The organism is Salipiger bermudensis HTCC2601, from assembly GCF_000153725.1.
Taxonomy (GTDB): domain Bacteria; phylum Pseudomonadota; class Alphaproteobacteria; order Rhodobacterales; family Rhodobacteraceae; genus Salipiger; species Salipiger bermudensis.
This window is the reverse complement of the sequence record NZ_DS022277.1, coordinates 494,442-521,267: the sequence shown is the minus strand read 5'-3', so window position 1 is coordinate 521,267 and position 26,826 is coordinate 494,442. Positions and strand designations below refer to the sequence as shown.

Annotated in this window: 27 protein-coding genes; 19 read left to right on the top strand and 8 right to left on the bottom strand. The window is 66.1% G+C overall.

The genetic code is table 11. The features are described from left to right. Positions 1 to 68: 68 nt before the first annotated feature. The 4 genes from R2601_RS21420 to R2601_RS21405 all read right to left on the bottom strand — a co-directional run bounded on the left by R2601_RS21420 (position 69) and on the right by R2601_RS21405 (position 4,384). Positions 69 to 1,871: a methanol/ethanol family PQQ-dependent dehydrogenase gene (locus R2601_RS21420; protein WP_007802677.1), complete on the bottom strand. Its 1,803-nt coding sequence runs from the start codon at positions 1,869 to 1,871 to the stop codon at positions 69 to 71. 149 nt (positions 1,872 to 2,020) lie between these two features. Further along, positions 2,021 to 2,404 carry a c-type cytochrome gene (locus R2601_RS21415; protein WP_007802674.1) on the bottom strand — a complete coding sequence of 128 codons (384 nt, stop codon included), beginning with the start codon at positions 2,402 to 2,404 and terminating at the stop codon, positions 2,021 to 2,023. 28 nt (positions 2,405 to 2,432) lie between these two features. Further along, complete coding sequence (gene fghA / locus R2601_RS21410) at positions 2,433 to 3,257, bottom strand: S-formylglutathione hydrolase (RefSeq protein ID WP_007802673.1); 825 nt, start codon at positions 3,255 to 3,257, stop codon at positions 2,433 to 2,435. After that, positions 3,257 to 4,384, bottom strand: coding sequence for an S-(hydroxymethyl)glutathione dehydrogenase/class III alcohol dehydrogenase (locus R2601_RS21405; RefSeq protein ID WP_007802671.1), 1,128 nt, complete (start codon positions 4,382 to 4,384; stop codon positions 3,257 to 3,259). The genes fghA and R2601_RS21405 overlap by 1 nt, the downstream gene beginning before the upstream one ends. A gap of 157 nt (positions 4,385 to 4,541) precedes the next feature. Between R2601_RS21405 and R2601_RS21400 the strand changes: the two genes are divergently transcribed. Beyond that, positions 4,542 to 5,156 (top strand): hypothetical protein, encoded by a 615-nt coding sequence (locus R2601_RS21400; protein ID WP_007802669.1) that lies wholly within the window; start codon positions 4,542 to 4,544, stop codon positions 5,154 to 5,156. A gap of 20 nt (positions 5,157 to 5,176) precedes the next feature. Here R2601_RS21400 and R2601_RS21395 read toward each other — a convergent pair whose 3' ends face one another. Together R2601_RS21395 and fabG are read right to left on the bottom strand one after the other, a co-directional pair. Next, the gene (locus R2601_RS21395) at positions 5,177 to 5,845 is read right to left on the bottom strand and encodes a cysteine hydrolase family protein (RefSeq protein ID WP_007802667.1); all 669 of its coding nucleotides are present in this window, start codon (positions 5,843 to 5,845) and stop codon (positions 5,177 to 5,179) included. Continuing rightward, entirely contained in the window at positions 5,845 to 6,624 is a 780-nt protein-coding gene (fabG, locus tag R2601_RS21390; RefSeq protein WP_007802663.1) for a 3-oxoacyl-ACP reductase FabG, read from the bottom strand. The genes R2601_RS21395 and fabG overlap by 1 nt, the downstream gene beginning before the upstream one ends. Positions 6,625 to 6,810: 186 nt before the next feature. Here fabG and R2601_RS21385 point away from each other — a divergent pair, with 186 nt between their 5' ends. From R2601_RS21385 to R2601_RS21305, 17 genes are all read left to right on the top strand, one after another. Continuing rightward, positions 6,811 to 7,812, top strand: a complete 1,002-nt coding sequence (locus tag R2601_RS21385) for a phosphotransferase enzyme family protein (RefSeq protein ID WP_007802661.1) — start codon at positions 6,811 to 6,813, stop codon at positions 7,810 to 7,812. Beyond that, the gene (locus tag R2601_RS21380; protein WP_007802659.1) at positions 7,809 to 9,119 is read left to right on the top strand and encodes an aspartate aminotransferase family protein; all 1,311 of its coding nucleotides are present in this window, start codon (positions 7,809 to 7,811) and stop codon (positions 9,117 to 9,119) included. Before R2601_RS21385 ends, R2601_RS21380 begins: the two co-directional genes overlap by 4 nt. Before the next feature lie 397 nt (positions 9,120 to 9,516). Further along, positions 9,517 to 9,609 (top strand): pyrroloquinoline quinone precursor peptide PqqA, encoded by a 93-nt coding sequence (gene pqqA, locus R2601_RS21375; protein WP_007802657.1) that lies wholly within the window; start codon positions 9,517 to 9,519, stop codon positions 9,607 to 9,609. A 23-nt stretch (positions 9,610 to 9,632) separates the two neighbouring features. Continuing rightward, positions 9,633 to 10,529 (top strand): pyrroloquinoline quinone biosynthesis protein PqqB, encoded by an 897-nt coding sequence (gene pqqB / locus R2601_RS21370; RefSeq protein ID WP_007802655.1) that lies wholly within the window; start codon positions 9,633 to 9,635, stop codon positions 10,527 to 10,529. Then, positions 10,526 to 11,275, top strand: a complete 750-nt coding sequence (gene pqqC / locus R2601_RS21365; protein ID WP_007802653.1) for a pyrroloquinoline-quinone synthase PqqC — start codon at positions 10,526 to 10,528, stop codon at positions 11,273 to 11,275. The genes pqqB and pqqC overlap by 4 nt, the downstream gene beginning before the upstream one ends. Continuing rightward, positions 11,272 to 11,547, top strand: coding sequence for a pyrroloquinoline quinone biosynthesis peptide chaperone PqqD (gene pqqD, locus R2601_RS21360; RefSeq protein WP_007802651.1), 276 nt, complete (start codon positions 11,272 to 11,274; stop codon positions 11,545 to 11,547). Before pqqC ends, pqqD begins: the two co-directional genes overlap by 4 nt. 94 nt (positions 11,548 to 11,641) lie before the next feature. Next, the gene (pqqE, locus tag R2601_RS21355; protein ID WP_007802649.1) at positions 11,642 to 12,751 is read left to right on the top strand and encodes a pyrroloquinoline quinone biosynthesis protein PqqE; all 1,110 of its coding nucleotides are present in this window, start codon (positions 11,642 to 11,644) and stop codon (positions 12,749 to 12,751) included. Between the two features lie 390 nt (positions 12,752 to 13,141). Then, the gene (gene repA / locus R2601_RS21350) at positions 13,142 to 14,317 is read left to right on the top strand and encodes a plasmid partitioning protein RepA (RefSeq protein ID WP_007802647.1); all 1,176 of its coding nucleotides are present in this window, start codon (positions 13,142 to 13,144) and stop codon (positions 14,315 to 14,317) included. Continuing rightward, complete coding sequence (repB, locus tag R2601_RS21345) at positions 14,317 to 15,297, top strand: plasmid partitioning protein RepB (RefSeq protein WP_007802646.1); 981 nt, start codon at positions 14,317 to 14,319, stop codon at positions 15,295 to 15,297. The genes repA and repB overlap by 1 nt, the downstream gene beginning before the upstream one ends. Before the next feature lie 182 nt (positions 15,298 to 15,479). Continuing rightward, positions 15,480 to 16,631 carry a plasmid replication protein RepC gene (repC, locus tag R2601_RS21340; protein ID WP_083793998.1) on the top strand — a complete coding sequence of 384 codons (1,152 nt, stop codon included), beginning with the start codon at positions 15,480 to 15,482 and terminating at the stop codon, positions 16,629 to 16,631. Between the two features lie 546 nt (positions 16,632 to 17,177). Beyond that, on the top strand, positions 17,178 to 17,843 hold the full coding sequence (locus R2601_RS27465; protein ID WP_007802640.1) for a DUF58 domain-containing protein: 666 nt from the start codon (positions 17,178 to 17,180) through the stop codon (positions 17,841 to 17,843). A gap of 248 nt (positions 17,844 to 18,091) precedes the next feature. After that, positions 18,092 to 18,718: an S-(hydroxymethyl)glutathione synthase gene (gene gfa / locus R2601_RS21330; RefSeq protein ID WP_007802638.1), complete on the top strand. Its 627-nt coding sequence runs from the start codon at positions 18,092 to 18,094 to the stop codon at positions 18,716 to 18,718. Positions 18,719 to 18,833: 115 nt separating this feature from the next. Next, positions 18,834 to 19,559 (top strand): LuxR C-terminal-related transcriptional regulator, encoded by a 726-nt coding sequence (locus tag R2601_RS21325; RefSeq protein ID WP_007802636.1) that lies wholly within the window; start codon positions 18,834 to 18,836, stop codon positions 19,557 to 19,559. Positions 19,560 to 19,562: 3 nt separating this feature from the next. Then, positions 19,563 to 20,720: an FIST N-terminal domain-containing protein gene (locus R2601_RS21320; protein ID WP_007802634.1), complete on the top strand. Its 1,158-nt coding sequence runs from the start codon at positions 19,563 to 19,565 to the stop codon at positions 20,718 to 20,720. Then, positions 20,717 to 22,966, top strand: coding sequence for a PAS-domain containing protein (locus R2601_RS21315; protein ID WP_007802631.1), 2,250 nt, complete (start codon positions 20,717 to 20,719; stop codon positions 22,964 to 22,966). Before R2601_RS21320 ends, R2601_RS21315 begins: the two co-directional genes overlap by 4 nt. Positions 22,967 to 23,143: 177 nt before the next feature. Then, complete coding sequence (locus tag R2601_RS21310) at positions 23,144 to 23,812, top strand: hypothetical protein (protein ID WP_007802630.1); 669 nt, start codon at positions 23,144 to 23,146, stop codon at positions 23,810 to 23,812. Then, a complete protein-coding gene (locus R2601_RS21305; RefSeq protein ID WP_007802628.1) occupies positions 23,809 to 24,162 on the top strand; it encodes a hypothetical protein in 354 nt (117 codons plus the stop codon). The genes R2601_RS21310 and R2601_RS21305 overlap by 4 nt, the downstream gene beginning before the upstream one ends. Before the next feature lie 130 nt (positions 24,163 to 24,292). Here R2601_RS21305 and R2601_RS21300 read toward each other — a convergent pair whose 3' ends face one another. Continuing rightward, a complete protein-coding gene (locus tag R2601_RS21300) occupies positions 24,293 to 25,105 on the bottom strand; it encodes a quinoprotein dehydrogenase-associated SoxYZ-like carrier (RefSeq protein WP_007802625.1) in 813 nt (270 codons plus the stop codon). Between the two features lie 124 nt (positions 25,106 to 25,229). On the opposite strand from R2601_RS21300, the gene R2601_RS21295 reads away from it, so the two are divergent. After that, positions 25,230 to 26,234 (top strand): quinoprotein relay system zinc metallohydrolase 2, encoded by a 1,005-nt coding sequence (locus R2601_RS21295; protein ID WP_007802623.1) that lies wholly within the window; start codon positions 25,230 to 25,232, stop codon positions 26,232 to 26,234. Between the two features lie 78 nt (positions 26,235 to 26,312). On the opposite strand, the gene R2601_RS21290 is transcribed toward R2601_RS21295, so the two are convergent. Then, on the bottom strand, positions 26,313 to 26,786 hold the full coding sequence (locus R2601_RS21290; RefSeq protein WP_007802621.1) for an acyl-CoA thioesterase: 474 nt from the start codon (positions 26,784 to 26,786) through the stop codon (positions 26,313 to 26,315). Positions 26,787 to 26,826: the final 40 nt, after the last annotated feature.

Here is a 26,826-nt window from a genome sequence, read left to right as displayed (position 1 = left end):
TCCTGGGATCACTGGGAAGTCTGGACCGGCGGGGCGGAACACCCCGCCGGTCCTGCGATGGCTGCGGATCAGTCGGGAAGGGCGAAGACCGTCAGCTGGCCACCAAGCGCGGTGTAGTCGCTGAGGGCCGAATAGCCGCCCACGGCGCCGAGACCGTCATTGGGGTTGGTGAGACCGGCCGCGAGGCCGATGCCGGCCCAGCCGCCGACGCCTGAGAGGATGCCGACATACTGCTTGCCGCCATGCTCGTAGGTCATCACGTTGCCGATGATGCCCGAGGGGGTCTTGAAGCGGTAGAGCTCGTCGCCGGTCTCGGAGTCCACGGCCTTGAGGTAACCCTCGAGCGTGCCGTAGAACACCACGTCACCCGCGGTGGCCAGAGCGCCCGACCAGACCGAGAACTGCTCGGGGATCGACCACTTGATCTCGCCGTTGATGTTATCCCAGGCGATGAAGTTGCCCATGCCACCATGGCTGTCGGGCGCCGGGTACATTGCCAGCGTCGCGCCCACATAGGGCTGACCGGCGGTGTAGCTCACGCGGAACGGCTCGTAATCCATGCAGACGTGGTTGGTCGGCACGTAGAACAACTCGGTCTTGGGCGAGTAGGAGGCCGGCTGCTGGTCCTTGGTGCCAAGCGCCGCCGGGCAGATGCCGGTCGAGTTCACGTCCTCGCCGTTCTGCTCGGTCGAGTACTCGGCCACAACCGCCGGACGGCCGTAGTTTTCCGAGGCCGGGTCCATGTCGACGCCCGTGGTCCAGTTGACCACCGGATCGAATTTCTCGGCGACCAGAAGCTCGCCCGTGATCCGGTCCATCGTGTAGGCGAGGCCGTTGCGGTCGAAATGGGTGAGAAGCTGGCGCATCTCTCCATCCATCTCCTGATCCGTGAGGATCATCTCGTTGATGCCGTCGTAGTCCCACTCGTCATGCGGGGTCATCTGGTAGAACCACTTGGCCATGCCGTCATCGGGGTCACGCGCCATCACGGTCATCGACCAGCGGTTGTCGCCCGGGCGCTGCGCCGGGTTCCAGGTCGAGGGGTTGCCGGTGCCGTAGTAGATCAGGTCGGCCTCGGGGTCATAGGAATACCAGCCCCAGGTGGTGCCGCCGCCGATCATCCACTGATCGCCTTCCCATGTGTTGGTGCCCGAGTCCGCGCCAACCGGCTCGCCGAGATGGGTGGTGTTCTCGGGATCCACGAGGATGTCCTCGTCCGGCCCCATCGAATAGGCGCGCCACTCCTGCTCGCCGGTCTCCATGTTGTAGGCCGTGACCGATCCGCGGACGCCGAACTCGCCGCCCGAGATGCCGACGATGACCTTGTCCTTCACCGGCAGAACCGTGGCGGTATTGGTCTCGCCCTTGGACGGATCGCCGTTCACCGCCTCCCAGAGCACTTCGCCGGTTTCGCTGTCGAGCGCGACCACCTTGGTGTCGGCCTGGTGCAGGAAGATCTTGCCATCGGCATAGGCGACGCCGCGGTTCACCGTGTCGCAGCACATCACCGGGATCACGTTGGGATCCTGCTTCGGCTCGTAGCGCCACTTGATCTTGCCGTCCTCGTTGAGGTCCAGCGCGTAGACGATATTGGGGAACGGCGTGTGCACGAACATCGTGTCGCCGACCACGAGCGGCGAGCCTTCATGGCCGCGCAGCACGCCGGTCGAGAAGGTCCAGGCGACCTGCAGGTCGCCCACGTTGTCCTTGTTGATGGAGTCGAGTTCCGAGTAGCGCTGGTTCGCGTAGTCGCCCGTCTGGATCGCCCATTGCGAAGCGTCGTCCATCTGGGTCATCAGGTCTTCGTTGGCCGAGGCAAACGATGCGGCAAAAAGAGCCACGCCCGACGTCAGCAACGTCAGTGTCTTCATTTCCTTCTCCCTTGGGTGTGTCGGCGTTTCCGCCTGTTGTCCCGGGGGCAGCCGACCGACGGTCGGTGCTGCCTCGGGCTCATCCGGATCGGGCTCCTCTTCCTCCCGCCGTCACCGGAATTTCCTGTCTCTGGTGTCGAGTGTCTCCCTTACTCGGTGAACGTGGCCAGGTAGGCGATGACGTCGGCGCGCTCGTCCTCCTTGCGGAGGCCGGCGAACGACATCTTCGTGCCCTTGGCGTAGTCGCGCGGCTTCTCGAGGAACGCCGCGAGTTCTTCTTCGGTCCAGGCGCCCTTCTCGGCGGCAAGCTCGGTCAGCGCGTCGGAATAGCCGAACCCCTCGAGCGCCGCGATCTCGCGGCCCACGATGCCGTTCAGCTGCGGGCCGACCTTGTTCTCGGCCCCCTCCCCCACTGCATGGCAGGCGCGGCACTTGCGAAAGACCTTTTCGCCTTTCTCAGCGTCGCCTTCGGCCGAGGCAATCCCGGCCGTAAGGCTCAGCAGGCACGCCGTGGCGAGCAGTTTCTGGATCATCTTTGTCCTCCTCCCTTTCCAGGATTCGTTACTTCAGTCGCGCGGCATGCCAGGCGACGTGATCTCCCGCGAACGTATTCACGAAGAAATACGAGTGGTCATAGCCTTCCTGCATCCGGAAGGTGGCGGGCTGACGGCGCTTGGCGATCGCCGCGGCCAGCGCCTCGGGCTTCAGCAGGTCGAGGAACTGGTCGCTCGCCCCCTGGTCCACCAGCAGGTCATCCTTCCAGCCGTGCTCCTCCAGCAGCAGCGTGGAATCGTGCTCTGCCCAGCAGCCCTCGTCATCGCCGAGATAGGCCGAGAGCTGCTTGCGCCCCCAGTCCGACTGGGTCGGATGCGCGATCGGCGCGAAGGCCGACAGGCTGTCGAACATCGACGGGTTGCGCATCGCGATGGTCAGCGCCCCGTGTCCGCCCATCGAGTGGCCGGTGATGCCGTGTTTGCCGCCGATGCCGTCCAGCCCCTCGACGATGCCGCGCAGATCCTTGGTGATGTAGTCGTACATCTGGAAATGCGGCTTCCACGGGTCGCGCTTGGCGTTGACGTAGAACCCGGCGCCCTGGCCGAGATCGTAGGCGTCGTCATCGGCCACGCCCTCGCCCCGCGGCGAGGTGTCGGGAAACACGACCGCAAGGCCGTGTTTCGCCGCGTGTTCCTGAAAGCCGCCCTTCGTCATGGCGTTCTCGTGGGTGCAGGTGAGACCCGAGAGATACCACAGAACCGGCACCGGCCCGTCCTTGGCCTGCGGCGGCATGTAGACCGCGAAGGTCATGTCACAGCCGCAGGACTCGGAGGCGTGCTTGTACACGGTCTGCGTTCCGCCGAAGCTTCGGTTTTCCGCAACAGTTTCCATCAGTATTCGACCACCGCGCGGATCGACTTGCCTTCATGCATCAGGTCGAAGCCGTGGTTGATCTCGTCGAGCGTGATCTTGTGGGTGATCATCGGGTCGATCTCGATCTTGCCGTCCATGTACCACTCGACGAACTTGGGAACGTCGGTGCGGCCCTTGGCGCCGCCGAACGCGGTGCCCTTCCAGACCCGGCCGGTGACCAGCTGGAACGGACGGGTCGAGATCTCGGCCCCTGCCGGCGCCACGCCGATGATGACCGAGACGCCCCAGCCGCGGTGCGAGCACTCGAGCGCGTCGCGCATCACCTTGACGTTGCCGGTGGCGTCGAAGCTGTAGTCGACGCCGCCGATCTGGTCGGCGCCACGCTTGGTCAGGTCGACGATGGCCTGCACGGTGCTGTCGACCTTCGACGGGTTGACGAAGTGGGTCATGCCGAACTTCTTGGCCATCTCGGCCTTGTCGTCGTTCAGGTCGACGCCGATGATCATGTCGGCACCCGCCATGCGCAGGCCCTGGATCACGTTGAGGCCGATGCCGCCGAGGCCGAACACGGCCGCGGTCGAGCCGATCTCGACGCCGGCTGTGTTGATCACCGCGCCGATGCCGGTGGTGACGCCGCAGCCGATGTAGCAGATCTTGTCGAACGGAGCGTCATCGCGAACCTTGGCAAGCGCGATCTCGGGCATCACCGTGTGGTTGGCGAAGGTCGAGCAGCCCATGTAGTGGTAGATCGGCGTGCCATCGAGCATCGAGAAGCGCGTGGTGCCGTCGGGCATCAGGCCCTGGCCTTGCGTGTTGCGGATCGCGGTGCAGAGGTTGGTCTTGCCAGACAGGCAGGACGGGCACTCGCGGCACTCGGGCGTGTAAAGCGGGATCACGTGATCGCCGGGCTTCAGCGTGGTGACGCCCTCGCCCACTTCGAGCACGATGCCCGCGCCCTCGTGACCGAGGATCGACGGGAACAGCCCCTCGGGGTCGGCGCCCGAGCGGGTGAATTCATCTGTGTGGCAGAGGCCAGTGGCCTTGATCTCGACGAGAACTTCGCCGGCCTTCGGGCCATCGAGGTTCACTTCCATGATTTCCAACGGTTTGCCGGCCTCCAAGGCCACGGCTGCACGGGTGCGCATGCAGACTCCCTCCTGACTTCAAATCAATACGCTCTGCGGCGATTGCCCAGAGTATGGGTGCGCTATCGCATACCGAACAATACACCCAATGGTGGGTATTCCCCGGAATGGACCTCGCCGCCACCCTGTTTCATAGTCGGTTGCGGGAGGAAAGCTGATGTACACTCATAAATGCTATGCGGTTTTTGCACTGGTCATATCCTGTGCAACGGCCGGGAATGCGGCGGATTTTTCCGACCCGACCTGGCCCTGCATCCAGCGCAAGGTCGAACGGCTCTCGGTCGGTCTGATGTGGCCCGCGCCGCTCTCGGAGGAGGTGCTCGATCCTGCCACGAAAGCGGCGGTCGACGAGCTCGCCGAGACGCTGGCGCTGCGCCGGGTCGATCTCGAAGAGGCCCGCGGCGCGGTCGCCACCTTCGCCGAGGCGCAGGGCCATGACATGGCGCTGATGGGCGCGGTGTTCGAGCGCGTCTTCGACCGGCTCTCGAACCGCCGCACCCGCATCATCAACGGCATCGGGGAATTCTCGCTCGGCCAGATCGCACTGTCGGAAAAGATCGACGGCGCCCGCGCCGAGATGGACAGCCAGATGGCACAGTCCGAGCCCGATTTCGACCGGGTCGATGCACTCGAGGAACAGGTCGACTGGGACCAGCGCATCTTCACCGACCGGCAGAAGACCATCACCTATCTCTGCGAGACGCCGACGCTGCTCGAAAAGCGCCTCTACGCGATCTCGCAGATGCTGCAGGAGGCCGGGCAGAGCGGCTGAGCCCCTGCCCCGGTCTTGGCTCAGGTCAGGAAGCCCTTCACCTCGTCGCTGCTCACCACGTGGCAGTAGATCATGTTGATGATCCGCAGTTCCGCCTCGTGCAGCTCGCGCGTGGCGGCGGCACAGCAATCCTCGACCACCACGACACCGAAGCTCTCGTCGGCAAGCGAACGCACCGAGGACGAGATGCACTGGTCGGTGAAGATCCCCGCCACGATCACGTCGGTGATGCCCATGTTGTGCAGCACCATGCGCAGGTTGGTTCCCGTCAGCGCCGAGTCGGTGGTCTTGGTCACCACGATCTCGTCGCCCACCGGGCCGACCGCGCCGACGATCTGCGAATCCGCGCGGTCCTTGGGCAGAAGCAGGTAGTTGAAGCCCGGCTTCTTCTGGCTCAGCGAGCGGTCGCGCCCATCTTCCTTGAGGCAGGCGATGCGGGCATGGATCACCTCGATGCCATTGTCGCGCGCCCAGCCCTGAAGCGCTGCGGTGTTGGGGATCACCGTCTCGTGCATGCGCTCGAAGAACGGCGCCCAGCGACGCGCCTCGACCGGATCGTCGGGCAGTTCGAGATAGGTGTTCTGGATGTCGATCACCAGAAGCGCCGTCTTCGGCGCCTCCAGCACGATATCCTCGGGCTCATCGGCGGTCTCGTAGTAGAACGAACGCCACGCGGTCTTCCAGCTCATCAGATCTCCTCGATTGCCTCGAGACTTTCCGGCAGGATCTGCCCGCCGTCCACCACGATCTGCTGGCCGGTGATGTAGCCGGCCTCGTCCGAGGCGAAGAACAGTGCCGCGTTGCCGATATCCTCGACCGCGCCGAGCCGCTTGAGCGGGATCGAGGCGGCCATGGTCTTGAGATAGTCCTCGCCCAGATCCTGAAGCCCTTCGGTGAAGATGTTGCCCGGCATCACCGCGTTGATCGTGGTGTTGTAGCGCGACAGCTCCATCGCGGCGGTCTTGAGGAAGCCGAGCTGGCCCGATTTCGACGCGCCGTAATGCGACCAGCCCGGGAACCCCGTGACCGGCCCGGTGATCGACGAGGTCAGAACGACGCGGCCCTTGCCGGCGGTCTCGAAGATCGGGATGCAGGCCTTCACGCAGAGAAAGCTCGACTTGAGGTTCACCTGCATGACGGTGTCCCAGTCGTCGGGCGACATGTCGACCATCTTCACCTGCGGGAAGATGCCGGCATTGGCACAGAGGATGTCGACCCCGCCGAAAGCGCCAACGGTGGCGGCGACCATCTGCTGCACCGACTCCCAGTCGGCCACGTCGGTCAGGTGATAGGTGGCGGTGCCGCCGGCGGCCTCGATCTCGGCAACCGCCAGCTTCGCCGCCTCCTCGCCGCGGGCCGCGATCATCACCTTGGCGCCCTGTGCGGCGAACACCTTGGCGATGCCTTTGCCGATCCCCTTCGATCCGCCGGTGACGATCACCGATTTCCCAGCAATGGATGTGAGCATTCCTGTGTCTCCCTGCTATGGTCACCACGCTCGCGCAGGCCGCTCCGGGCGCCCGGCCATGGTGCCGCTTTTTGTGCATCTGTCCCGAGTGAACCGCCGCTTTCTGCGCCTACACAAGCAACAATGTTGCAAGACGCAGATTTCAAACCTAGCGAAGAAGCGACTGCAAAAGAAAAGGGCAAGGCGATGGCAGGACTTTACGAGGATGGATTTGTCGAGCGCCTGCGGCAGGGCGCGCTGTCGCTGCGGCAAGAGTGGCAGCTGAGCGCGGATTGCGACATCCGGCTTCTGACCCTGTCGGAGAACGCCACCTTCATCGCCACCGATCCCGGCCGCGCCGCGCCGATCATCCTGCGGGTGCACCGTCCGGCCTATCACAGCAAGGCCGAGATCGAATCCGAGCTGGCGTGGATCAACGCCCTGCGCGACAGCGGCGCGGTCGACACGCCGGAACCGCTTCTGGCGGCGAACGGCAGCCACATCGCCTCGTTTCAGGATGGCGACGAAATCCGCCATGTCGTCGCCTTCTCCTTCATGTCCGGCAAGGAGCCCGCCGCCGGCGAGAGCCTCGCCTCGGGCTTCGAGATCCTCGGCGCGATCTCGGCCCGGCTGCACGCGCACGTCCGTCGCTGGACCCGGCCCGAGGGTTTCACCCGCAAGACCTGGAACTTCCAGAGCGCCTTCGGCCCCGAACCGCTCTGGGGCGACTGGCGCGCGGCGCTCGGTCTCACGCAGGACCAGAAGGCGGTGCTCGAGCGGCTCTGCGAGGTACTCGAGCGCAAGCTCGCCGCCTATGGCGAGACGCCCGACCGCTTCGGCCTTGTCCATGCCGACCTGCGGCTCGCCAACCTGCTCGAGGATGGCGACAGGCTCGGGGTGATCGACTTCGACGATTGCGGGCTGTCTTGGTATGTCTACGACTTCGCCGCCGCGATCTCGTTCCTCGAGACCGAGCCCTACATCCCGGCACTTCAGGAGGCGTGGATCAAAGGCTACCGCTCGGTCGCGGAACTGGATGACGAACACGTGGCGATGATCCCGACCTTCATCATGTTCCGCCGCCTGCTGCTCACCGCCTGGATCGCAAGCCACGCCGAGACCGAGACCGCCGCCGAGGCCGGCCACGCCGCGTACACGCTTGGCACCGTGGCGCTGGCCGAGGCCTATCTCGCGGAGCACGGAGCATGAGCCAGATCCGCCAGATCCTCGACATGAACGCCTTCGATGCCTCGACGGGCGGAGAAGGCGCGGTGAAGCGCAGGCTCGACAATCTCGGCGCCGCCTCGGTGCTGTTCTACCGCGAGCCGATCGAGATGGTGGCCGCGAAAGGCGCGTGGATGGAGGCGCGCGACGGCACGCGGTATCTCGATTTCTACAACAACGTGCCGTCGGTCGGGCACTCCCACCCCGAGGTGGTCGCAGCGGTAAGCGCGCAAGTGGCCAAGCTCAACACCAACACCCGCTATCTCGTCGAGATCGTGGACGATTACCTCGAGGCGCTGAAGACCAAGCTGCATGGCCAGCTGTCCAACGTGGTGATGACCTGCTCGGGCAGCGAGGCCAACGACCTCGCCATCCGCGTCGCCCGCGCGGTCAGCGGCAAGACCGGCGTCATCGTCACTGAAACCGCCTATCACGGCAACACCGCGCTGGTGACCGAGGTTTCGCCCTCGGCGCTCAAGCGCAGCCCGCTGCCCGATCACGTGGTCATCGTACCCGCTCCGGGGGCCGCGGCTTACGGAGAAGACATCGCGAACGGCTTCCGCGCGGCGGTGGTTGCGGCGATGGAGACGCTGGAGACGCGCGGCCACGGCACGGCAGCGTTCCTCGCGGATTCGATCTTTTCCTCCGATGGCATCTTCGCCGACCCGGCGGGCTTCCTGCTACCGGCGGTGCAGGCGGTGCAGGAGGACGGCGGGCTCTATATCGCCGACGAGGTGCAGCCGGGCTTCGGCCGCACCGGCGATGCGTTCTGGGGCTATGAGCGTCACGGCATTGCGCCGGACATCGTCACCATGGGCAAACCGATGGGCAACGGATTTCCCATGGCGGGGATGGCGGCGCGGCCCGAGCATCTCGCGGCCTTCTGCGAGGATGTGGGCTATTTCAACACCTTCGGCGGCAACCCGGTGGCCGCCGCCGCCGGGCTGGCCGTCCTGCGCGTGATCGCAGAGGAGGGCCTGCAGGGGAACGCGCTGCGCGTCGGCGCGCATCTCAAGGCGGGGCTCTCGGAAGTCGCCGCGGGCTCGGACCGGGTGACGGAGGTGCGCGGCGCGGGGCTGTTCCTCGGCGTCGATCTCGGAGCGGAAGACGGGTCGGGTGCGCCGGATGCGGGCTACACCGTGCAGGTCATCGACCGGATGCGCGCCGCGGGCGTGCTGATCGGGGCCGCCGGGCGCTTTGGCGCCACCTTGAAGGTGCGCCCGCCGCTCTGCCTCAACATGGCCGAGGCGGATCGCTTCATCGAGGCCTTCTCGGGGGCGGTGAAGGGCTGATTTGCCTCCGGCATTGGCCGCGTCCGCCCAGTACCGCCGGAGCGCGAAGCTCCCCGCGCGGAATCAAGGCCGCAGGCCGCCGCGCGATCGCCGGCCCGCCCCCCGGGCTGGCGATATGGTGAAATCATCAATTCGCTTCGAGGTCCTTCGGACGTGGCCCGGATAAATCAAGGGACTCCAAGCTTTGAGCGCCACCCCGCGGGCCGGCGATCGCGCGGCTTCCCCCTCAGGAGCGGCGCCACCCCGGCAAAACCAACCAATTCGTCGCAAATTCGCCCCATGTTACCGACCAAAGTCTCCCCCTCTCTTAGAAGATAAGAATAGCCAGCCGCCCCTCCTCTTTGCCAAGCTGACCCTGTTCAACCGAGTCACCGGAATCCAAGAGGAGGAGAGATTCATGGCCTGGAACAAGCCTGTCATCCGCGAGATCGAGTGCGGCATGGAAATTAACATGTATGGCCCGGAACACGACGACGGCGTCCTGTTCTGATCAGCCGCGCGCGGGAGGACGTGATGCAATTCCGCGCGCGCATTCTCGGAGCCGCAGCTGGGGGCGGACTGCCCCAATGGAACTGCGGATGCGAGAACTGCCGGCTCGCACGGGCCGGCGAGATTCCCTCGCAGACCCAGAGCTCCCTCGCCGTCTCGGCGGACGGTGAAAACTGGGCGATCCTGAACGCCTCGCCCGACATCCGGGCGCAACTGGCCGCCACTCACGAATTGCACCCGACCGGCCTGCGCGACATGCCGCTGCGCTCGGTGCTTCTGACCAATGGCGATATTGACCACGTGGCTGGCCTTCTGACACTGCGCGAGATGCAGCCCTTCACGCTCTTCGCGACCGCCGGCATCCACGAGGTGCTGGCAGAGAACCCGATCTTTTCCGCCCTGAACCCTTCGGTCGTGACCCGCGCCAACGTGGCGCTCGAGGCCCCTGCCGAGATCGTTCCCGGGCTCACCGCCACGCTCTTCGCCGTGCCCGGCAAGGTGCCGCTCTACATGGAGGGCGAGACCGTCGAGACAGACCTCGTCGGCGAGCAGACCGTCGGCGTCGAGTTGAAGACAGACACAGAGACGGTGTTCTACATTCCCGGCTGCGCGCTCCTGAACGACGCCCTGCGCCAGCGCCTGCGCGGCGCCTCGCTGATCTTCTTCGACGGGACGCTCTGGCGCGATGACGAGATGGTGCGCGCAGGGCTCGGGCAGAAGACCGGCAAGCGCATGGGCCATATGTCGATGAGCGGCGAGGACGGCTCCATCGCGGCCTTCGCGGGGCTCGAGATCGGCCGCAAGGTCTTTGTCCACATGAACAACACCAACCCCGTGTTGCGGCCCGGCTCGGAGGAGCGCCGGGCGGCGGAGGATGCGGGATGGATCATCGGTCAGGACGGTATGGAGGTGACGGCATGACCCAGACACACGCGGAATTCGAGGCCCGGCTGCGCCAGATCGGCGCCGAGCGCTACCACGATCTGCACCCGTTCCATCACAAGCTGCATGGCGGCGATTGCACCCCCGATCAGGTGCGCGCCTGGGTCATCAACCGCTACTACTACCAGCACTCGATCCCGATGAAGGACGCGGCCTTCATGTCCCGTGTCGAGGACCCAGACCTGCGCCGCGCCTGGCGGAGCCGCATCGAGGATCACGACGGCACCGAGACCAACGAGGGCGGCATCCGCCGCTGGCTGCGGCTCGCCGAGGCGGTGGGGCTCGATCCCGACTATGTCGCCTCCTGCGAGGGCGTGCTGCCGGCCACAAAGTTCGCCGTCGACGCCTATGTGCGCTTCGTGCGCGACAAGACCCTGCTCGAGGCGGTGGCGGCCTCTCTGACCGAGCTGTTTGCGCCCAAGATCCACGCCAACCGCATCGAGGGGCTTCTGAAGAACTATGAGTTCGCCGACGATTCCTCGCTCTCCTATTTCCGCAACCGGCTGAAGGAAGCGCCCAAGGACGTGGCCTTCGGGCTGCAATGGGTGCTCGACCATGCCGATACGCAGGAAAAGCAGGACGCGGCCGCCAAGGCGTTGATCTTCAAGACCGATGTGCTCTGGTCGCAGCTCGACGCGCTGTGGGGCGCCTATGTCGACCCGGCCCGCATCCCGCCCGGGGCGTGGCAGCCCGGCGAGGGGCTCGCCAACGCGCAGGCGGCATGATGCAGCCCGCCGAGATCCCCACCCTGCCCCGCGGCGTGCGCCTGCACTGGGACAGGGTGCGCGAGACCTGGGTGCTCTTGGCGCCCGAACGCGCCATCACCCTCGACCAGGTCGGCCACGCCATCCTGTCGGAGGTCGACGGGAGCCGCAGCTTCGGTGAGATCACCGCCGGGCTTGCAGCGAAGTACAACGCCCCGCAGGAGCAGATCGCCAAGGACAGCGCCGGCTTTCTCGGCGCTCTGAGGGAGCGGCGGTTCCTCGAGGTGGCGTGAGACCTCCTGTGCCTGGTTCCGACAAAGGCGCTCGACACCGCGTCACAGCATCGAAATACCATCGCGCCACTTCTCGGCGCCCGGAGGCCCAGCCATGACCAAAGCCCGCCCCCCCATCGCCATGCTGGCGGAACTCACCCATCGTTGCCCGCTCTCCTGCCCCTATTGCTCGAACCCCATCGAGATGGCGCGGCAGGATGCCGAGCTCTCCACCGAGGAGTGGAAAAGCGTCTTCGCTCAAGCCGCCGATCTCGGCGTACTGCAGCTGCACCTCTCCGGCGGCGAGCCAGCCACGCGCCGCGATCTCGAGGACCTGGTGCAGGCGGCGCGCGAGGCGGGGCTCTATACCAACCTCATCACCTCCGGCATCGGCCTGACCGAACGCCGCCTCAAGGCGCTGGACGCGGCCGGGCTCGACCATGTGCAGCTTTCCCTACAGGGCACGACCCCGGAGATGGCCGACGAGATCGGCGGCTACAAGGGCGGCTTCAAGCGCAAGATGCAGGTGGCCGAGTGGATCGCCGAGATCGGCTTCCCGCTGACGCTCAACGCGGTGCTGCACCGGCGCAACCTGCACCAGTTGCCGCGCGCGCTCGAGATGGCGGTCGAGATGGGGGCGCGGCGCATCGAAGTTGCCACCGTCCAGTTCCACGGTTGGGCCCTGAAGAATCGCGACGCCCTGATGCCGACGCGCGAACAGGCCGCGGAGGCAACGCGGATCGTGCAGGAGGCGCGGCTGCGCCTGAAGGGCACGCTGGTGATCGATTACGTGCCGGCCGATTACCATTCCGACTACCCCAAGCGCTGCATGGGCGGCTGGGGCTCGACCGGGCTCAACGTTGCGCCCGACGGACAGGTGCTGCCCTGCCACGCGGCGCAGACCATCCCGCATCTGCGCTTCGACAACGTGCGCGAGCGGCCCCTCTCGGAGATCTGGTACGACGGCGCCGCCTTCAACGCCTATCGCGGCACCGACTGGATGCCAGAGCCCTGTTCCTCCTGCGAGCGCAAGACCGTCGATTTCGGCGGCTGTCGCTGCCAGGCCATGGCGCTCGCGGGCGATCCGGCCGCCACCGACCCGGTGTGCATAAAGTCGCCCCACCATGTCGACTTGCAGGCGCGCGCCGACGCCCACGCGGCCGCGGAATACGCCGCTCTGATCTATCGTTCCGCGCCCGGCAAGGCCCCTGAGCCCGCCGAATAGCAGCCTGTTTCGGCAAACATCGCCATGCGGGGCTGCAAAGAGCCGAAAGAGGCTCTGTTTCGGCTCAGAATCGGAGCGCCCTGCCCTATTCGAAAAAGGCCCAAACGACTCGGTGTGCTGACAAATTCGTCCGGACGTGCGTTGTTTGGGGGCAACTTCGAAAAAGACCGCCTTTTCCGTGACTTGCAGCACGAAGTTCAAAAAACTTTGATATTTTTCAGAGATTTACCCACAGTATTGCACTTGGCACCTGAACTGCCTCAGGAGGGGCGGGCCCCCTGCCCTGCCACGCAACCGAAGGAAACTGTGGACAACCTGCCCTTCTCTTGCGTAAAGAAACGGTAATAAAAGCGCTGACGAAAAACAGCGTTACCGAAAATGAGGGCAGACGTGGCGGATACCATTCATATCAACGCCCGTGTACGGGAGAACGCCGAGGCACTGACTTCGGCGCTGGAAGACCACATGCTGAAGGTCTTCGCCCCCGACGCGCGCAAGGAACTCAGACGCTTCTCCGCCGGGGAAGCGGCCGAGCTGCTCGGCATCTCCGCCAGCTTCCTGCGCAAGCTGCATTTCGACAACCGCATCCCCGAGGTCCATACCACGCCGGGCGGAAGACGACACTATTCCGCCGCCGATGTGCTCGAGATTCGCAAGGTGCTCGACAGCACTGCCAAGACCAAGGGCACCTACCTGCGCGGCCGCCGCGAGGGCGACAAGGTGCAGGTGCTGTCCTTCCTCAACTTCAAAGGCGGCTCGGGCAAGACCACCTCTTCGATCCACACCGCGCAGCGCCTCGCGCTCAAGGGCTACCGGGTGCTGTGCGTCGATATCGACCCGCAGGCCTCGCTGACCACGCTGTTCGGCTACCGCCCCGAGTATGATTTCCTCGAGTCGGGCACGATCTACGACGCGATCCGCTACGATGATCCGATGCCGCTGAGCCAGATCATCCAGCCGACCTTCTTCACCGGCATCGACCTGGCCCCCGGCGGACTGATCCTGCAGGAATTCGAGCATGAAACCCCGCAGGCCCTGATGACCAACGTCCAACCCGCCTTCTTTGCCCGCATGGCCGCGGCGCTGCAGGAGGTCGAGGCGAATTATGACGTGATCATCTTCGATTGTCCGCCGCAGCTCGGCTATCTCACCATGTCGGCACTCTGCGCCTCGACCGGGGTGCTGATCACCATCGTTCCGAACATGCTCGACATCGCCTCGATGTCGCAATTCCTGCAGATGAGCGCCGACCTGCTCGACGTGGTGTCGAATGCCGGCGCCAGCATGGAGTTCGACTTCCTGCGTTTCATGATCAACCGATACGAGCCCAATGACGGCCCGCAGCAGCAGGTCGTGGCTTTCCTGCGCCAGCTCTTCGGCGAGGAGGTCATGGTCAATGCCATGCTCAAGTCCACGGCGATCTCGGATGCGGGTCTTACGCAGCAGACCGTTTACGAGGTCGACCGCAGCCAGTTTCACCGCAACACCTATGACCGTGCGGTGGATTCACTGAATCAGGTCAATGACGAGATTGAGTCTCTCATTCAGAAAGCATGGGGACGCTGATGGCACGCAAGGGAATTCTCGAACCACGCATCACGCCGCTGGGCGGCGGACCGGCGCCAACCGATCGAAAATCCGCCGCCGAGGCGCGGATGATGCCCCGCGGGGCGGTCGGCGCTTTGCAATCCTCGCTCACCAAGCTGCAGGAAAACGCCGTGCAGGAGGTGGAGCCGGCGCTGATCGACGATGCCGGCTACGAAGACCGGCTCGGGATCAACGATGAGGCGCAAAACCAGCTGAAAGAGAGCCTGCAGACCTATGGTCAGCAGGTTCCCGTGCTTTTGCGCCCCCACCCCAAGAACGCCGGACGCTTCGAGATCGTCTATGGCCGCCGACGCCTGCGGGCGCTGCGCGACCTTGGCCTCAAGATCAAGGCGATGGTGCGCCAGCTCGACGACCACGCACTGGTCATGGCGCAGGGCCAGGAAAACACCTCGCGGCAGGACCTGAGCTTCGTCGAAAAGGCGAGCTTCGCGGCGCAGCTGCAGGACGGAGGCTATGACCGGCAGACGATCGCCGCGGCGCTGTCGATCGACCTGCCGATGGTCAGCCGCATGCTCAAGGTGGGCACGGCCTTCTCGCTGCCTTTCCTGCGCCGCATCGGCTCGGCCCCCGGCATCGGGCGCGATCGTTGGATGAGCCTCGCCAAGCTTCTGGAAGAGGACGCCGCGCAGGCCCGCGTCGAGACGGCAATGGACGCGCCCGGCTTCGAGGCGCTCGATTCAGACGCCCGCTTCGAGGAAGTGTTCGGCGCCGCGCAGCGCAAGACCACGGCCCCGGCCAAGGCCCCTGCCCCGCGTCCGCGAACCCTGCGCACGGTGGATGGCGCGCCGCTGGCCGAAATCCGCAGCACCGGACGGGGCCTGACCCTGACCGTGCCGTCGAAAACCGCGAACGGCTTCGACCGCTGGCTCGACGGGCAGGCGGACGAAATCATGAAAGAGCTTCACGACCGCTGGCAAAGCACCCGGTCGGAGGACTGAGAGCAGTGAACGAATAACAAGGAGGCACGAGAGGACAGGCGACAAAAAGAAAAGCCCCCCAGGATTGATCCCGGAAGGCCCTTCTCGAACGTAGCAATTTGAGTTAGCCGCCAGACCCGGACTCTGTCAACCATGCATCTCGGTGCAGGGGCGGAGAATTGTTGTCTTTCGTGAAATGTCACATGGAAAACACGTCCCGACCCCCGTTCGGGCGACCGGTTGCGGCTTGTCTGCCGTCATCGGAAGCCTCGCAACGGCCCGCTACACCTATGTCCGACAAATGGGCCCTGTTGCGCGACCTGACCACCGGCGCCGAGGCGTTTGGCCTGGGCCACCGCACGCTTTCGGTGCTGAAGGCGCTGCTGACCTTCTGGCCGGAACGAGAGTTGCCCGCCGATCCCGACGAAGCCATCGTGTTCCCGTCGAACCGCGTCCTGTCGGAGCGGCTTTCCGGCATGCCCGAGAGCACGTTGCGCCGGCACCTGGCGAAGCTGGTCGAGACCGGCGTTATCAGCCGTCACGACAGCCCCAACCGCAAGCGCTATGCCCGCAGCAAGTCCGGAGTGATCGGGATCGCTTTCGGGTTCGATCTCTCCCCCCTCGCCCGTCATGCCGAGACCCTGGCCTCTGCGGCGGCATCCGTCACCGCGCAGCGCGAGCGGATCGCCGTCCTGCGCGCCCGGCTTGGGATGCTGCGCCAACGTCTGGCCGAAGAAGATGCTCCGGACGTTCTGATCGACGCGGCGCGCCTGATGCTGCGCCGCCGAGCCTCCGAACAGGATCTGGCCGAGCTTGTGAGCCGGCTCGAAGCTGCACTCCCTACCCCGGAACTCGTCGAGCCGTCCCTTCAGCCCATCACCGAAACAACCAAAATGAGCGCCAGCGTCGCCCGGAATGAGCGGCACATACAAGAAACAGATAAAGCTATTTCTGACTCTGAGTCCGCGCCTACATCTGACGCTGCGCCGACGGAAAGCTCGGGATCTGCAGAGACGCAGAATGCGATCACCGTTCCGATGATCACCGACGCCTGTCGGGAATATCGGGCTTTCTTCCCAGATCAGCCGCGAGGCTGGCACGATGTCGTCTCGATCTCGCAGAGGCTTGCGCCCATGCTGGGGATCGACCCGCCGGTGCTACAGGAGGCGCAACGGATCATGGGGCATGAGCGGGCTGCCGTGACGGTGCTTTGCCTGCTCGAACGGGCCAGCGAAATCCGCAAGCCAGGTGCGTATCTGCGACGGCTGACACAGGTGGCGCGGAAGGGCAGCTTCTCGGTCAGTGCGATGCTTGCAGCTGCCAGCCGACGCGCGCCAACGCCGGCCCTTGCCTAGTCGTGGGTTGCCGGAACTTCAGTCAGCAATCCTTACGACTGTGCGCCTCAGGGACACGGCTCCGAGCTGAAGCGAAAGCGCGTGATGCCTAAGGGATGCGCAGGTCCGGGTCAAAACGCCAAACCCCTCTGCGAACCGGTCTGGCATGTCGAGGAGGGGCTTGCGAGAGAGCGCCCGGTCCGGCATAGGATAAGCACGGCCTCTTCGCAAAGAAGCGTCGAGTGGTTGGCCTCTTTCGTCGAGGCGGAAAATCGGGCCCGAATGCCGGCCGGTCTGGCCCAAACCCTCCAAAAACACCTGAAAACCAGCAGAAATCCGGGGATTGTCAGCTGACAATCCTGAAAAATGCGTCTTTTCAATCAGTTAGTATTTTGTCAGCCCGGCAATCCAGCAAAACGGCTGACAATGCGTTGCGACCCTTGGCTGTGTTCCGGCAGATCGACCGCTTGGCTAGACTGAAGCTCCCCGGGCTCGGCCCGCAGCGACCTTGAGAGCGATGATGAGCCCGACTTCGACGCCTCTTGCCCAGATTGACGGACCCGACGCATGACGGCGGCCCTCGATGTCCCCGGCGCGACGCTTCATTGCCGCGATCTGCTTGCTCTACGTGAGGTCGCGCTGAGCGGGCGACAGAGCTGGGAGCCGTGCCAAACCATGCTGGTGGCGGATTTCCGGCCGTCGATGCTGCGCGGGCTGATCCGGGCGTTTCGTTCCGTAGCCGCCGCCGAAGCGCTGGTGCTGGTCGGCTGGCGGGTGGCCGAGGCTGGCGGGCAAGTGGGACTGCTGGCGATCGGGTCGGGCGCGCCCGTGCTTGTCGCGCCGGCTGCCGGGGCAGGGGCAATGCCGGAGGTGATCTCGGAGTTGGTGCGGGCGCATGATCTGGCGGCGGCGAATGCCATGGCCGGATGCCTCGACGATCCGCCGCTTGATCGGAGCCTCGTCTCTCTGGACCGGCTGACAACCGATGGCGAGCTTGTCATCGCCTCCGGCTTCGAGACACCCGGAGCGGCGCTGTCCCGGCGTCTCGGGATGCTCGGTCACACCCATGTGCTGCGGCTGATCCGGATCACCGACCTTTCCTTCACGGGAGAGATGCAGGACGATCACCCGGCCCCTGATCTGGCCGGGGCCAGCGCGATTTCGCTCGATGCCTGCCTGCCACCCGACGCGATGGCGCGGGTTTTGCGCTCGGACTGGTCGCAGCAGGGCTAAGAGGGCGAAAGTTGCGGGCTTACAATGCCGAACTTTGCGATTCTCCCGCGTTTATCCGAGAATCTCGCCCCATTGACCCGCTGAACTGGCATTTGTCTTCGATAAATGCGCAGTGAGGGCTCGGAAAGTCGGCGTTTCCGACTTTGGGCCGATACGAATGGTTGCATTGCCCGAATCTCGGACCGGGCGCACCCTCGCGACCGGGCGCCGTATGGAGGCGGCGCCTCACAGGGAGGAGAAATCAACAGATGGGAATTCTCGACAAGATCTTTGGCGGCGACACCGACAGCGTGCCGCCGAAATACACGCATGTGAAGATACACCCCGCAATCGACGACGGGGTGAAGCCAGCGACCCCCGGCTTTTCGGGTGGCACGCTGAAGTGCAAATGCCCCAGCGATCAGGTGGTGGTGACGGTGGAGGCGCAGACCGCGCACAACCACGTTTGCGGCTGCACCAAGTGCTGGAAGCCCAAGGAGGCGATCTTCAGCCAAGTGGCGGTGGTCGGACGCGACAAGCTCAAGGTCACCGAACACGAGGAAAAGCTTGAGATCGTCGATGCCTCGGCCGCGATCCAGCGCCATGCCTGCAAGGGGTGCGGTGTGCACATGTATGGCCGGATCGAGAACACCGGGCATCCGTTCCACGGGCTCGATTTCGTCCATACCGAGCTGTCGCCGCAATCGGGCTGGTCGCCGGCAGAGTTCGCGGCCTTCGTGTCTTCGATCATCGAATCCGGGGTCGACCCGGACCGCATGGATGAGATCCGCGGCCGGCTGCGCGAGCTCGGGCTCGAGCCCTACGATTGCCTGTCGCCGCCGCTGATGGATGCCATCGCAACCCATGTTGCCAAGCAGAGCGGCGCTCTGAAGTAGACGGCTGACAATCGCCCCCGGCTCCGCGGAAACCCGCCGCGAGGGCCGGGCGCCCACAACACCATTGCGCGAACGAAAAATCCTGCGCTAACCTCCGACCCGGGAGGACATTTCAATGAAAGACGTTACCGAGGCCCGTTCGCCGGGTGCCGTGCGATCGGTCGTGATCGTGGACGATCACCCGCTCTACAGCGATGCGCTGGCGGCTGCGATCCAGCTGGTCTTTCCCGATTGCCGGATGGAGAAGGCCCAGACGCTGGGCGCGGCGCTGACCATGATCGAGAATGGCGTCTCGCCCGATCTGGTGATGTTCGACCTTAAGCTGCCGGATGTCTGCGGGATCTCGGGGTTTCAGCGCCTGCGCGAGGCGCTGCCGGATGTGCCGGTGCTGGTGATCTCGTCGCTGACCTCGGCGCAGGTGGTGCAGGCGCTGATGGCGGAGGGCGCGGCGGGCTTCCTGCCCAAGGATGCCCCGGCGCCGATGCTCCGGCAGGCCCTGCGCGATATCGCCAGCGGCGCGACCTACGTGCACCCGGGCTACCAGAGCAGTGCCGCGTCCAGCACGGGGGACGTGCCCTTCGAGGCGCTGCACCCGAAGCTCGCCGAGCTCACGCCACAGCAGCAGCGCATCATGAAGCTGATCTGCGCCGGCAAGCCCAACAAGCAGATTGCCTACGAGCTGTCGCTGGCCGAGGCTACGGTGAAGGCGCATATCACCGCGCTGCTGCGCCGGCTCGGGGTGCAGAACCGCACCCAGGCGGCGGTGCTGGTCGAGAACTCGGCCCCGGCCACCGCCATCGGCGCCGGCGAGGCCGACGCGCAGGCCTTTCTGAGCCGCTGAGCCATGCGCGACGAGCAGACGCCGCCGCGCTTCGTACAGGTCGCCGTGTCGCGCGACACCAACGCGCAGGCGGCGGTCCGCGAGGCGCTGGCCGGGATCGACCTGCCCGAGACCTGCTTCCTGCTCGCCTTCGTCCCTGACGGGCTGTCGCTCGAGGCGGTGGCGAACGCGCTCGAGGCCGGGGCAGGGGGGGTGCCGGTCTTTGGCTGCACGACGGCTGGCACGATCACCACCGAAGGCTACGAAACTGAGGCGCTGCTGCTGCTCGCCTTCCCGCGAGCGCATTTCCGCTGTGCCTCGATGCTGATCGCGCCGCTCAAGCCGATGTCGATGAAGTCCATCGCCAGCGAGCTGCGCACCCATGCGGCCCGCTTCCGCCGCACCGCGGGGTGGAACCGGCTGGCGCTGATCTTTGCCGACGGGCTGTCGAAGCAGGAGGACCTGCTGGTCGCAACGCTCGAGGCGGCGCTCGGAGAGGTGCCGGTGTTCGGCGGATCGGCGGGCGACAACCTGGCCTTCCGGGAAACCTTCGTGCTGCATGAGGGGCGTTTTCACACCAATGCCGCGCTGCTGCTGTTGCTCGAGACCGACCTCGCGTTTCAGGGGCTGGGCTTCGATCATTTCCTGCCCACCGAGGAGCAGATGGTGGTGACCGAGGCGCTGCCCGACGAGCGGCTGGTGCTCGAGATCAACGGCGCGCCGGCAGCGCTCGAATATGCGCGCATCGTCGGCTGCCCGGTGGAGCAGCTCTCGCCCGAGGTGTTTGCCGAGAACCCGATGCTGGTGCGCCAGAACATGAACTACCACGTGCGCGCCGTGCATGACGCGCCGGGCGCGCATGCGCTGTCGTTCCTTGGCGCCATCGATGACGGGCTGATCCTGACGCTGGGCCGCGGCAAGGAGATCCTCGAGACGCTGGAGGCCGAGCTCGACGTGAAGGGCCCGCGCGAGGCGGCGCCGGATTTCGTCCTGGGCTTCGATTGCGTGCTGCGCAAGCTCGAGATCGAGCAGAAGCAGCTCACCACGCAGGTCAGCGAGATCTTCCGTCGTCGCCGGGTGCTGGGCTTCAACACCTATGGCGAGCAGCATTGCGGGGTCCACGTGAATCAGACCTTCGTGGGTGTGGCCTTCTTCGAGCCGGGGAGGCACGCCTTCGCATGATCGATCCGGACGAACCGCTCGACATCCAGCTCGCCCGGCAGGCCAAGATCATCGATGCGCTGATGCGGCGTGCCAACCGGCAGCACGAGGTCGGCAGCTCGGCCTATGGCGCCTTCCAGTCGGCCATTGCGCTGCAGGGGCAGATCTGGGCCAAGACCCGCGATCTCGAGCGCACCACCGACGAGCTGCGCCATGCCCGCGACGACACCCAGCGCATGCGCAAGAACCTCGCCGACGCGATGGCCGCGATGGATGGGGGCGTGGCGCTGTTCACCGCCGGGCGGCTCGAGGTCTGCAACGACATCTTCCAGGCGCTGTTGCCCGACATCTCGGAGCGGCTGCAGCCGGGGCTGGAGATCGACGCCTGCTTCGCCGCCATGTCCGACAGCCTCTACCTGGTGACCGTGGAGGGCAATTTCGACACCGCTCTGGCTCAGGCGCGGCGGGGCAGGGTGGGGGCCTCGGTGGTGTCACTGGTGATCGAGCTGGTGGGCGACCGCTGGTACCAGATCAACCTCCAGCGCACGAGCGCCGAGAACATGGTGCTGCTGCTCACCGAGATCACCACCATCGTGCGCCGCAACCGCTCGGAGAAGGAGAGCCTTATCGACAGACAGGCGGACTATCTCCAGGCAGTGTTCGAGAACATGACCTCGGGGGTCTGCACCTTCTCGCCAGAGGGCGAGGTGATGATGTACAACCAGCAGTTCCGCCAGCTTCTGGGGCTGCCCTACACCATGCTGCAGCAGGGCTCCGACCTGCACCGGATGCTCGACTTCGTGGCCCAGCATGCGCTGATCACCGAGGCCGAGGATTTCGATATCGGCTACTGGCTCGACCGGCTCGAGCGGCAGGGGCGGCTGCGACGCCGGGTGCGCCATGCCACGGGCCGGATGCTCGACCTGCACGCGCACCGGCTGCCCGACGGCGGTGTGCTGCTCGAGCTCAAGGACGTGACGCTCGAGACACGCGCCACGGTGATGCTCGAGAACCGTGTGGCCGAGCGCACCACCGAGCTGACCCATGCCAACGCACAGCTGCGCCAGCAATTTGCCGAGATGGCCCGGGTCGAGGAGGAGCTGCGCGTGGCCAAGGAACGCGCCGAGGCGGCGGTCTCGTCCAAGACCCGCTTCCTCGCCGCCGCGAGCCACGACCTGCTGCAGCCGATCAACGCCGCCAAGCTGCTGATCGCGACCCTGAAGGACAGCGCCGCCGAGACCCGCTTCGCGCCGATGGTCGACCGGCTCGACGGCTCGTTCTCCTCGATCGAACAGCTGCTGCATTCGCTGCTCGACATCTCGCGGCTGGAATCGGCTGACCGTTCGCTGACACCCTCGGATGTCTGCCTCGGCACGCTGATGCGCAGCGTCTGGGAGGATCAGACCCCGGTGGCGCAGCGCAAGGGGGTGCAGCTCGACGTGGTGCCGAGCATGGTCTTCGTGCGCTCGGATCCGGTCTACCTGCTGCGCTCGATCCAGAACCTCGTGGTCAACGCGCTGCAATACACCCCCGAGGGCGGGCGCGTGCTGGTGGGCTGCCGCCGCAAGGGCGGGGCGGTGGAGCTGCAGGTCTGGGACACCGGCATCGGCATCAGCCGCAAGGACCAGAAGCGGATCTTCGAGGAGTTCGCCCGCGCAGACAACGTGCCGCTCGGCTCGGGCGTGGGGCTGGGCCTGTCCATCGTCGACCGCACCTGCCGCCATCTCGGCCACAAGGTGCGGGTGCGCTCGAAGCCGGGCATCGGCTCGGTCTTCTCGGTCGAGATGGAGGCGGCGGCGGGCCGGCATGCGGCGCCGGAGCAGGGCTGCGAGCAGACGCCGGCGGTGGTCGAGGCCGAGATGGATTACATCATCCTGGTGATCGAGAACGACCCGGATGTGCTGTATGCCTTCACCCGAAAGCTGGAGCAATGGGGGGCGAGCGTGTTCGCGGCGCGCTCGGCGGCGGAGGCGCTGACCCATGTGCGCGACATGGGCATGGCGCCGGACATCCTGCTCGCCGACTTCCAGCTCGACGATGGCGAGACCGGGGATCGGGCCATCGCCGCGGTGCGGGCCGAGTGCGGCGTGCAGGTGCCGGCGATCATGATCACCGCCGACCGCAGCAACGATCTTTTGAAGCGCGGCGCGCGCGAGGGGTTCTCGGTGCTCACCAAGCCGGTGCAGCTGTCGCGCCTGCGCCCGCTCATCGAGTGGAAGGTGCGCTGGCAGGCGCCGGAGGATGGGCCTGTGGATGCGGCGCAGTGAGGCGCTGGTGTCGACGCCGTGCCGCCGGGGGGCCAGCCCCCCGGACCCCCCGGGATATTTCCGGCCAGAAGAAGGGCAGCGCGTGGCGCGGGGGGGCGCGGGAGCGCGGCACCGACAAAAGTCGGCAATGACAGGGGGGGCAGGGGGAATAGCATGGGGCTCGGGAGGATTCACATCATGCGCAAGACACTGGCCCTTGTGGCGGCACTGAGCTGTTTCGCGGTCTCTGGCAGGGCGGCGACGACGGACGCGGAGCAGACCTATGATCTGCTGTTCAAGGGCGGCACGCTCGACGCGGTGAGCCGCGACGCGGAGCTGACCTACACCCGTGAGGTGCGCAACGCCGCCAAGCCCGAGGCGGCGGAGCGCGACACCGGCGCCATCGCGCTGTCCTTCGAGGAGGGCGAGGCGGTGGTGGCGACGTTGGAATTCCGTCAGGATGGCAAGCACCGCAATCTCGGCAGCTTTCCGGCCAGCGTCGGCAATCCGATGATCATGGTGTTCTACGAGAGCGTGATCCGCGACATGGCGGAGACCGCCGGCGGATCGCCCTTTTACATCCGCAACCGGGTCAAGGAGGCGCTGGTGCAGCCCGCCGAGATCGAAACCGGGGAGGCGGAGTTCGGGGGCGAGACCGTGGCGACCCGGACGGTCACGCTGCGGCCGTTCCTCGACGATCCGAACCGCGACCGGATGATGGGGTTTGGCGATCTCGAGCTGCGGGTGACCATGTCGGATGCGGTCCCGGGGTGGTATCTCAGCCTGGTGGCCGAGGCGCCCGGGGAGCAGGGGACCGAGGAGGGCTACGTCTCGGCGCTGCGCTTCGAGCAGGTGACGGAGCAATGATCCGCGCGGTCGTGCTGGGGCTGGCGATGCTCGCGCCGGGCTGGGCCGCGGCACAGAGCGTCGCCGAACGGCTCAACGATTACCCGACCGAGGCGCGGGCGGATTACGTCTTTGGCTGCATGGCGTCGAACGGGCAGAGCCGGCAGGTGCTGCGGCAATGCGCCTGCTCGATCGACGAGATTGCATCGATCCTTCCTTACGAACAATATGTCGAGGCCGAGACGGTGCTGTCGATGCGGCTTACCGGGGGCGAGCGCATGGCCGTGTTCAACAGCGCCGTCGCCGCCAACAACCTGGTGGTCGACCTGCGCCGGGCGCAGGCCGAGGCCGAGGTGGTGTGTTTCTTCTGAGGCGTTGCCCCCCTTGGTCGGTGCCATCGGTCCAGTCGCCTCGGGCCTCAGTCTCGAGCCCCTGAGATGGTGACGATTGCTGACCGGCCGCTTGCGGCGGCGCGCGCGCACCGGAGCCGCCGCCTCCGCCCTAGCTTTCAACCTTTGGCAGCTCGGTCTCGAAGGTGTTGCCGTCGGTGTCACTGGCCCGGACCGTCAGCGCTGGCGCGCCGTTGTCGAGATAGCTGAAGCGGAACACCGGATTTTCGCTGATCGAGATGCCGCCATCCATCTCGAACAGCTTCTCCTCGCCCTGCCAGACCTCGAGATGGTCGATGAAATGTGCCGGGATGAAGAGCTGGGTGATCTGGTCGCGCTGCAGGCCGGAATAGTTCGGGTGCCGGATCTGGATCTGCGCCTCGCGCCGGGGCATCGAGATGGCCGGGGCCTCGGCCTCGCCGAAGAGCCGCAGCTTCATCTGGCCCATGTTGGCGAGCGCCACCTCGGGGTCACGGGTGGCGGGGGCGGAGCAGCCGCCGGAGGCCTTCACGAAGCGCCCGCCCATGCGCAGCCCCTCGGGCGTCTCGGCGATGACGCGGACGTTGGAATATTGGTTGACCCGCACCCGCATCTCGAAATCGAGCGGGGCCATGGCGGGCGAGAAGGTGAACGCGCCGGCGACAGGCGCCGGGTTCTCGTCGATCACCACGGTGGCGCGGTCGATCCGGGCCGAGAGATCGGTTTGCACGATGTGGATCGGCACGGTTGCGGCGTCCTCGGCGCGGTAGGGCGCCTCGATGGTGAAGAGCCCGTCGGCCGGGGTGATCTCGGCGTCGCCGACCACGTCGGCGCGCAGGCTTTGCCATGTCGGGCTCTCGGTGAGAGGGTTCTGGGTGTCGGCGGCGAGCGCCGGGACCGCCAGGGCCGCCGCCAGAAGGGCGGCGGGAATGGTGAGGCTGTCCATGCTTCTCCTCCTCGCATGGGATATTGTCGGATCATGCCACAGATCTGCGACTCACGGTACCGAGCGCTTTGTCGGTGTGGATCACGCCTGTGTGTGGCGCGAGGCTGCGGCGAGGAGGCGCGCGATGTTCGAGGCGGTCGTGATGATCTGTGCGGCGCTGGCGGGGGAGCCCTGCCGCGCGGCGCTGGTGCCGGGCTACGAGGCGGAGAGCCTGGAGGCCTGCGAGGCGGCGCTTGCGGCGCGCGCGGTGGAGGGCGCGGTCTGCCAGGCCGCAGGCGGGGCGCTTGCGGTCGAGGAGGTGGCGCCCGGGGTCTTCGTGCATGTCGGCCGGATCGAGGAGCCGGATGTTGGCAATGGCGGCGATGTGTCGAACCTCGGTTTCGTCATCGGCGATGCGGCGGTGGCGGTGATCGACACCGGCTCGGCAGCGTGGGTCGGCGAGGCGCTGTGGCGGGCGATCCGGGCACAGACGGCGCTGCCGGTGCGGCACGTGATCCTCACCCATGTGCATCCCGATCACGTGCTGGGCGCCAGCGTCTTCCCCGGCGCCGAGGTCGTGGGCCACGCGGGGCTGGCGCGGGCGCTGGCAGAACGGCAGGGCAACTATCTCGAGAGTTTCGAGCGCGAGATCGGCCTGCCGCTGTTTCTCGGCACCGAGGCGCCCGAGGTGACGCGCGACGTCGAGAGCGGCACGCTGATCGACCTAGGGGGCCGGGTGCTGGAGCTGCGCGCCTGGCAGACGGCGCATAGCAGCACCGATCTGACGGTGCTGGACCGGACCACGGGGACGCTCTTTGCCGGAGACCTGATCTTCGACGGGCACGTGCCTGCGCTCGACGGCAGCCTGCGGGGCTGGCAGGCGGTGCTGACCGAGATGCAGGGGCTAGATGTGGCGCGGCTGGTGCCGGGGCATGGCGGTCCGGTGCTCGACTGGCCCGAGGGCGGGGCGCCGGTGCTGGGCTATCTCGATGTGCTGGCGCGGGATGCGCGGGCGGCGATCGACGCGGGGATGCGGCTGGGGGACGCTGTGCAGGAGATCGGGATCAGCGAGGCGGGGGCGTGGGCGCTCTTCGAGGCGTTCAACGCTCGGAACGCCACGGTCGCCTATACCGAGCTCGAGTGGGAGTAGGGGCCTGTCACGCCGAGGCGCGATCAGTTCCCCAGCGCGGACCCAAGCCCGCATGGCGCCGCAATGCTCGGTGGCCCCTCAGCCCTCGGACGCCTTTTGCAGCTCCTCGGAGAACTGCCGGCGCAGGCGGCGGCGGACATCGGCGGCGCGGTTGCGCTTTTCCTCGGTCTCGGTGAGGATCTTCAGCTCCGGCACCTGCGCCGGCTTGCCGTCATCGCCCATCGCCACCATGGTGAAATAGCACGAGTTGGTGTGCCGCCGCGTGCCCTTGCGGATGTCCTCGGCCTCGACCCGGATGCCGATTTCCATCGAGGTGCGCCCGACATGGTTCACCGCGGCGCGGAAGGTCACCAGCTCGCCGACGTTGATCGGCTGCTTGAAGGTCACCTGATCCACCGAGAGCGTCACCGCGTAGCGCCCGGAAAACCGCGAGGCGCAGGAAAACGCCACACGATCGAGCAGGTTCAGAAGTGCGCCACCATGCACCTTGCCGCTGAAATTCGCCATGTCCGGCGTCATCAGAACGGTCATTTCAAGCTGCCTCGGGTCCATTGGTCGCTCCTGTCCTAGCATCCCCGGTGTTTGCGCCGAA